The following is a 6,621-nucleotide window of genomic DNA, read 5'->3' as shown; positions in this document are numbered from 1 at the left end:
CTCCTTGGACCAGGTGTAATACAAGCTCTGGGCGATGCCTTCCTTCCGGCACAGCTCGGCGATGCTGTCCTCGCCGCGCAGCCCGTCGAGCACGATGCGGATCTTGTCCTCAGCCGAGAAATGGCGACGGGTTGCACGCCGGATGTCCTTCACCACCCGCTCGGCAGGGGCCTTCTTGGGGGGCGATTTCTTCAAGGAGGGTTGGGTCTTCATCTTCGTTCCTTCGTCACTACGACGAAGCCCCAACCCTCCTTAAATCACAACCTCAAATCTGTGCCATTGGTGCTGACGGGGGACAACCATTGGACTGCGCCAGTGAGATATCGCTCACCACAAACACGCGCACGGTGGCATCTGCGGCGATCTCGTCGATGAGTGACGCGGCGACGTCGGTGCCGCCAAAGATGTTGTCGCCATCGTCGATGTAGATGGTCACATTATCGGCATCGAAGTCGTCCGTACCTGATTGGGTTACGGCCAGCACCAGATCGATCGCATCGTTCGAAAGGTTGCCAACGTCAAACGCGATAACCGCCCCGGCTTCTCCAGGCGAAACGCTCGTCGTAGGGTCAGAGGCGCGAGTGACGACGAAATTGACCTTGCGATCCACATCGAAACTGTCGGTATCGACCACTTCGGTCTGATCGATCCCGCCGACGCGGAAATCGATCGTGGCGGTGTTGGTTATGGTTGTGCCAGCGCTGGTGCCTTCGGCCACGGCTGGCGCGGATTGCATCGCAACGAAGGCAGTGCCAATCGTCAACGCCACCAATCTGTTCGAACGCATCATCTTCTTGTTCTCCTATGGCTTTGCGGCCAAACCGGCCCAAGCCCCGTCACCGATCAGCGGACCGTCACCGGAAATTCGAGTTGACCCGTTTCACCTGAAGCGATCGCCGAAAGAACCCAGCGGACGTTCGTGATCTCGCTCGCTTGCGCGGCGCGGCGATTGCCGTCGGCATCGACGACTTCGAGTTCGCCAAGCCTGCCCCACGACTTGCCTCCATCCACCGAAACCAGAACATCCGGATCGATATCGGGCGTTACGCTGACCGATGCGGGAACGGGGTTTGACACAACGAAGCGTTCAATCGGCTGGGTGCCGATATTCGCGAAGCGGGTGCCGAAAATCAGCCGGTCCCCCGGTACGACGACTTTGGGCTCGATACGCTCGACCCTGCGCTCTCCGGTTTCGTCGGTGACTGCTCTTTCGAGCTCCACAAAACCCGTCAATTCGAGAGGTGAGGGCGGTTCAGCTGCGGATGGCGTTGCCAGCGCCGTGAACAGCGCGGTCGAAGCAATGGTAAGCAAGAGTTTCATGATTTGCCTTTCATTCAGCGATCAGAACGGCGAACGTGATGATATTTGAAGATCCGCTCGCTACCGTTCCGAGATTGACGGTGATGGCGTCGGGCGTGGCTTCGCCGGCATCGCTATCGGCCACATCGCTCAGCGGTGTGCCGTCAAGCGCAAGCGAGCCGGCAACATATTGTGTGCCGGGCGGGATCTGATCGGTGATCACGAGATCATCGATCTGGGCAGAGCCGGTGACCGATGCTGCGATATTGTAGGTGATGGTTGCGCCCGGTACTGCGGCGCTGCCACCGAAAGGATCGGCCACTGTCCCGGATTTTTGCAAGGCAACAATGCTGGTGGTGGCGACCATTTGGCCGATAGCCGTCGCCTCCCCACCGCTGAGACCGGCGATCGCATCGCTGCCATTCTCTCCGGCGCCCGCAAACACGTTGCCGGGAGCTCCGTTGCCTGTTGCCGCGCGGGCGACGAAGCTGACCTCGCTTTGTGCGCCATCTTCGATCCCGTCCGGGACGCTGAGGATGACGAAGATGGTCAGCGATGCGCCGGGCGCCAGAATCTCGGTTACAGCCGGGGCGCTCAGAATTTGATCAATGCCGGGATCATAGGTGGCATTGCTATTGGTATCGACAGCAATGCTATCGAGAGTGGTGTCAAACGCATTGCCAGCAACGGATGTGACAACCTCAAGGTTGAATGCTTCTGGCCCGTTCCCGGCATTGCTCACCAGGAAACTCAAGACAGCAGGGCCGGGGCGCACCTCCAGCGACCCGGCGTCGAGCGCCGTCGCAACCGGATCGAGCAGTTCATCCACCCGCACCTGCACCGTGTTGGACGTTACATTGCGGGTGATGCCTCCATCATCATAGCTGGCCTGAGCTGTGCTTTCGATGACGATGCCGGCGGGTGTCGGGTCGGCGGCTTTTGCAGCGGACACACCAATGGCCCCTGCAATCCCCATGGTGCAGACAACGCAGATACGTTTGAACTTGGTTGACCGTAAAGTAACCATACGGCGCGCTTGGCACGGAGGGCCGGAATATCGGCTAAATCCCCGGCTCAGCGAAATTCCCTACTGCCGAAGCAGGATTTGGAAGCCACTTTCTGTATCAAAGCCCATTGATCACCATCCACGGGCTGATTGTCGCACGCCGATCGGCATGATGTGCCAGGCTTGGTTGAAGAGGTTGTCCCAAGCCAAACCGCAATCATTGCGCATACCGCCGCCCGCTCGGCCCGTCACCCCGCTTTGCGAGCGCGACAGTTGTGATCCTTGAGCGGGCGGCAGAACCAGCGAAGCGACCCGTCAGGCGGCCAAGGTCTGCGGTGCCGCGTCGGCCCAGTCTAGGCCCGGGCGATAACGCGCGTCGAATTTGCCATCCTTGAGCACAAAGAGGTGCAGCCAGCCATTGTCGAACAGGTCGCGCACCCCTGGATGACGTTCGAGCACCTTGAGAATTTCCTCGCGCGGGGCCTCGATCATCACGGAAAGGCGCAGCGGTTCATGCGTCAGGGTCTCGCCGTCATGCACCGCCTGCCATGGCAAGCCGGGGCGCAGGCGGCCGCCATTTCCTTCGATCACGCCGATCCCGCCAACGACGTTGTGGATCAGCTTGTTGCCGCCACCGAACATTGCTGGCGCGACCGACGAGCCGAAATATTGCAGGCTGATCCAACTCGCCACCACCACCGGCGCGGTGATGATCAGTTCAAGCGTGCCGAAGCCTTCGTCGGCGCGCCAGTCATAGGAGTGGAGGAACGCCCGCCCGCCCAGATCGCGGCCTGCGGTTGCCTCGCGCGGGGCGGCGATGAAGGCGGCGCATCCGGCAAGGCCCCATTCGGGGCGGATCTCGGCCCAGTTGGTTGCACGCTGGTGGATATTGTTCCAGCGCGCACCCGGCAGCCGAACTGCGCGTTCGGCACGGGCGATCTTTCCCGCCTGCCGCAGTTGCCCGCGCACCTTGGCAAGATCGGCGTTGCGGGCCGCGGGCAGGCCATCCTCGTAGATGGTAATGTCGTCTGTGGTGGTATCGTGCAGACCGGCGACGAACAGGGTGTCTTCCGGCACGTTGACCCCGCGTTGGGCCAGACCGCTGCGGGTTTCGGGGTCGTTAAGCAGCATTGCCAGCAGCCGCGCCGAAACTTCCCCGGTATACCCGCCGCAGGCGCCGCAGTGATAGGCGCTTTCATGCGGGTTGTTGGTGACATTCCCGCCGTGGCCGAGCAGCAGAACGACCTGCCCGTGGCCTTCGATAAGGCTCATCGCCTTCAGCACTGCCGCGCCGGTATCGGCCTTGGCCTCAGCGCTCATGCCGCCCAGCACCTGCGGCGCAGGTTCGGGCTTGGCCGCGCCCCCAAGGCCGAGCGCCGATCGCACCAGCTTGACCGCATAGACCGGCCCCATCGCCTCGACAAAGGCGAAGGATGAGACCGCAGCCTGCCGGAACCGTCCCCACGCGCGCTCGGAGCGGGCGGCGATGCGGGTGGCCTGATCGCTGGCCGGATCGCCCGCGCTGCTGGTTTCGACCGCAGGGTTGAGCAGCACCGGAAGGCGCGCTTCGCGGATGTCCGAACCATGGGCGTGGTGCGACAGGGGCAGGCCGAAAAAGCCTGCGAAACCGATCGTCGCGATCCCGGCATCGACGCTTTCGAGCGCGCGGCGGAACACTTCGGAACGCACGTCGATGCAGAAGGCTGCCTGCAGGAACGGGCGTTCTCCTGCTGGCGCCGCGCCGTCCAGTGCGGTGGCAAGGCGGCGCTGATGGCCGCGATCTGCTGCGTCCTGTAGGATCGCAAGCAGGACCTCGTCGGCACCCGGCACGACCGGTTCTGCATGGGCAGCGATGGTGGCGGTCCAGCGCTCGGCGATTTCGGGGGTATGGGCAAGCAGCGCCTCGTCCCAGATCAGGCGAATGGCGAGCAGTTCGGCCATGGTGCGATCGCTCTCGCCTGCAAGTTCGGCCTGCCACAGCAGCCAGCGGGCGTGCTGCGACCAGCCGCCCATGCTCATGAACAGACGGTGGAAGGCAGTTTCGGCAGCCGCATCGCTGATGCCGAGCGCTTCGGCGGCGAACAGGATCGCGCGCTCCGCGGTGTCGGGTGCGGCAGCGACATGGGCGCAAAAGCCCTTGAGGCCCGCTATCTCGGGGCTGAGATCATGCATTGCCCAGGCGCGCCATGCGGCAAAGGCCTCGTTCCCGGGTGCAGGCGACCAAAGCGCCTGCCCGCGATCAAACTGGCCCGCAGCCCAGAGCCCGATACACTTGTCGATCAGCGCGGGCCAGTCGATGCCGGTCGCCTCAGCGGCAAGATCGGCCACGGTGGGCAGTGCCATCGGCTCCGGCCCGTCCCTCAGCCGCTCGGCAGCGTGACGCACGGCGTCGGTGTCAGTGGGCTTCAAAGGTGAGAGCGCACCGGCAAGCGCTTCGGCAAGGTCGTCTTCGCTGATGCGGCCATCGCGGATTGCGGCGGCATAGTCCGCTCCGGTGCGGGTCACCCGGCATCCGGCGACCCGGCCCAGCCGCGCGGCGGCGGTAGCGAGGTCTTCAGCCGTTTGGCCGAGGAAGGGGTTGACCGCCACGGTCGCATCAAGCGGGAAGGCGGGCGAGATGGCACGGGCCGCGGCCTCGGCCGCCTCGAGCACAGCCGAAAGCCGGACCGGGGTGATCTGCGAATGCTTCATGAACATGGTGATCTCCATGGGAACAGGGTGTCAGGTCAGCGGGCGCGGCCTAGCGCGAGCGGGTGCTCCGCAGGCCGCCAATGGCGCGATCGAGCAGGGCGTTGAGATAAAGGCCGTTGGCAAGGTGAACCCTGAGCCCGGCAGTCGCGGGATGGTGCGCCCACAGCGGGAACAGCGCCTGCGCAAAGGCCACCAGCCCGAAGGTGAAGACGCCGAGTACGATCAGCGCCCATTCGAGATCGCCCGGCACTGGCGCGGCCGGCAGGATCGGCCCCCAGATGGCCTGCGACAGGACATGAAACGCGAAGTAGGCGATGGCCGTGGCGAGCGAAGCCAGGGCGGTGCGTTTGGTCAGGGCGACCGGCGCCCGGTCAGCGAGCCCCTGTGCCACCAGATAGGCGACACCGAAGATCAGGATCGTACCCAGCGCCAGCGCCTGCGGGCTCTTGGGGCCGAACACCGCGGTGAACAGCCCGGCAATCGCGGCATAGAGCAGGATCGCAAGGCCGAAGGATTTCAGTACGGCTGCGACGCTCGGCACGGCGACCGGGCCGGGGCGGCGGATATTCGCGACTTCCGTCACCGCTCCGCCCGACGAAAGGAAAGCATGCGCCTTGTAGAGCGAATGAGCGATGATATGCAGCAGCGCCAGCGTCCACAGGCCTAGCCCGCATTGCAGCAGCATGAAACCCATCTGCGAGATCGTTGACCAAGCCAGCGCTGTCTTGATCGCGCTCTGGGTCAGCATCACTGCCGCGCCGAAGACCGCCGTCAGCCCGCCCAGCATGACCAGCGCAGCCATCGCGCCCGGGCTCGACTGCACAAGCTCGGCATTGGCGATCAGCAGCACGCCACCCGAATTGATGATCCCGGCATGCAGCAGCGCGGAGACCGGGGTGGGGGCCTCCATCACTTCGGTCAGCCAGCCGTGAAGCGGGAAGGATGCGGTCTTGAGCGCGGCGGCGGCGACAATTGCGGCAAGGGCAATGGTTCCGCTCAGGCCCAGGCCCTCAGCGCCGACAGCTTCGGGTAATGCCACGAATTCGAGCGTGCCGAACCGCACGAACAGCAGCGCGGCGGCAACCGCCAGCATTGCATCGCCCGCATGCCAGACCAGCGCGAACTTGGTGGCGGCGCGCCGAGCCTCCGCGCGCTCGGGGTAGAACAGCAGCAGCCGCTTGAGCGAAATGCCGACCACGATCGCAGCAAGAATTACCGTGGCAAAGGTGCCCGCCTGCACAAACACCAGCACCGCGGCGAGCGCCAGCAGCATCAAGCCATGAAAGGCGCCCTCGCGATCTTCGCCATCAAGGTAGGTGCGGCTGTAGCGCATCACGATCCAGCCGATGAAGCCGACTAGGCTCGCCATCGCAGTGCTGACCAGATCGGCGCGCAGTGCGATCCGGGCCGCACCATCAAGCAGACCCGTACCGGGCATTGCGCCAAGCGCGGCCTGCACCAGCCCGCCAAGCGCGAGTGCGAAGGCAAGCACGGCCGAACCTTCGGACCAGCGCGGCAGAATTCCCGGGCGCTTGCCGGGGCGGGCAAGCGCGAACATGGCGGCCGGTAACAGCGCCAAAGGAGCCAGGAAGGACAGGGAAAATGCAAGCTGCATGGCGGCGCTC

At 64.3% G+C, this 6,621-nt stretch carries 6 protein-coding genes; all 6 read right to left on the bottom strand.

Annotated elements, in window-relative coordinates; translation table 11 throughout:
* A partial coding sequence (locus BUA05_RS06785; protein WP_143150272.1) for a transposase occupies nucleotides 1-213 on the bottom strand: 213 nt, incomplete at its 3' end.
* A 52-nt stretch (nucleotides 214-265) separates the two neighbouring features.
* Nucleotides 266-790, bottom strand: a complete 525-nt coding sequence (locus tag BUA05_RS14480) for a hypothetical protein (protein ID WP_143150271.1) — start codon at nucleotides 788-790, stop codon at nucleotides 266-268.
* A 53-nt stretch (nucleotides 791-843) separates the two neighbouring features.
* The gene (locus BUA05_RS06775; RefSeq protein ID WP_084662505.1) at nucleotides 844-1,320 is read right to left on the bottom strand and encodes a hypothetical protein; all 477 of its coding nucleotides are present in this window, start codon (nucleotides 1,318-1,320) and stop codon (nucleotides 844-846) included.
* Nucleotides 1,321-1,330: 10 nt separating this feature from the next.
* A complete protein-coding gene (locus tag BUA05_RS06770) occupies nucleotides 1,331-2,251 on the bottom strand; it encodes a hypothetical protein (RefSeq protein ID WP_245790116.1) in 921 nt (306 codons plus the stop codon).
* 369 nt (nucleotides 2,252-2,620) lie between these two features.
* Nucleotides 2,621-5,014: a YbcC family protein gene (locus BUA05_RS06765; RefSeq protein ID WP_245790115.1), complete on the bottom strand. Its 2,394-nt coding sequence runs from the start codon at nucleotides 5,012-5,014 to the stop codon at nucleotides 2,621-2,623.
* Nucleotides 5,015-5,045: 31 nt separating this feature from the next.
* Complete coding sequence (locus BUA05_RS06760) at nucleotides 5,046-6,611, bottom strand: proton-conducting transporter transmembrane domain-containing protein (RefSeq protein ID WP_072673894.1); 1,566 nt, start codon at nucleotides 6,609-6,611, stop codon at nucleotides 5,046-5,048.
* Nucleotides 6,612-6,621 lie beyond the last annotated feature (10 nt).

This window comes from Erythrobacter sanguineus, assembly GCF_900143235.1.
GTDB lineage: Bacteria > Pseudomonadota > Alphaproteobacteria > Sphingomonadales > Sphingomonadaceae > Erythrobacter > Erythrobacter sanguineus.
This window is presented reverse-complemented; position numbering and strand designations above follow the sequence as displayed.

Bases quoted from the DNA above. Each gene is read 5' to 3' on its own strand.
- BUA05_RS14480 (WP_143150271.1), bottom strand. From the start codon at position 790: ATGATGCGTTCGAACAGATTGGTGGCGTTGACGATTGGCACTGCCTTC.
- BUA05_RS06775 (WP_084662505.1), bottom strand. From the start codon at position 1,320: ATGAAACTCTTGCTTACCATTGCTTCGACCGCGCTGTTCACGGCGCTG.
- BUA05_RS06765 (WP_245790115.1), bottom strand. From the start codon at position 5,014: ATGGAGATCACCATGTTCATGAAGCATTCGCAGATCACCCCGGTCCGG.
- BUA05_RS06760 (WP_072673894.1), bottom strand. From the start codon at position 6,611: ATGCAGCTTGCATTTTCCCTGTCCTTCCTGGCTCCTTTGGCGCTGTTA.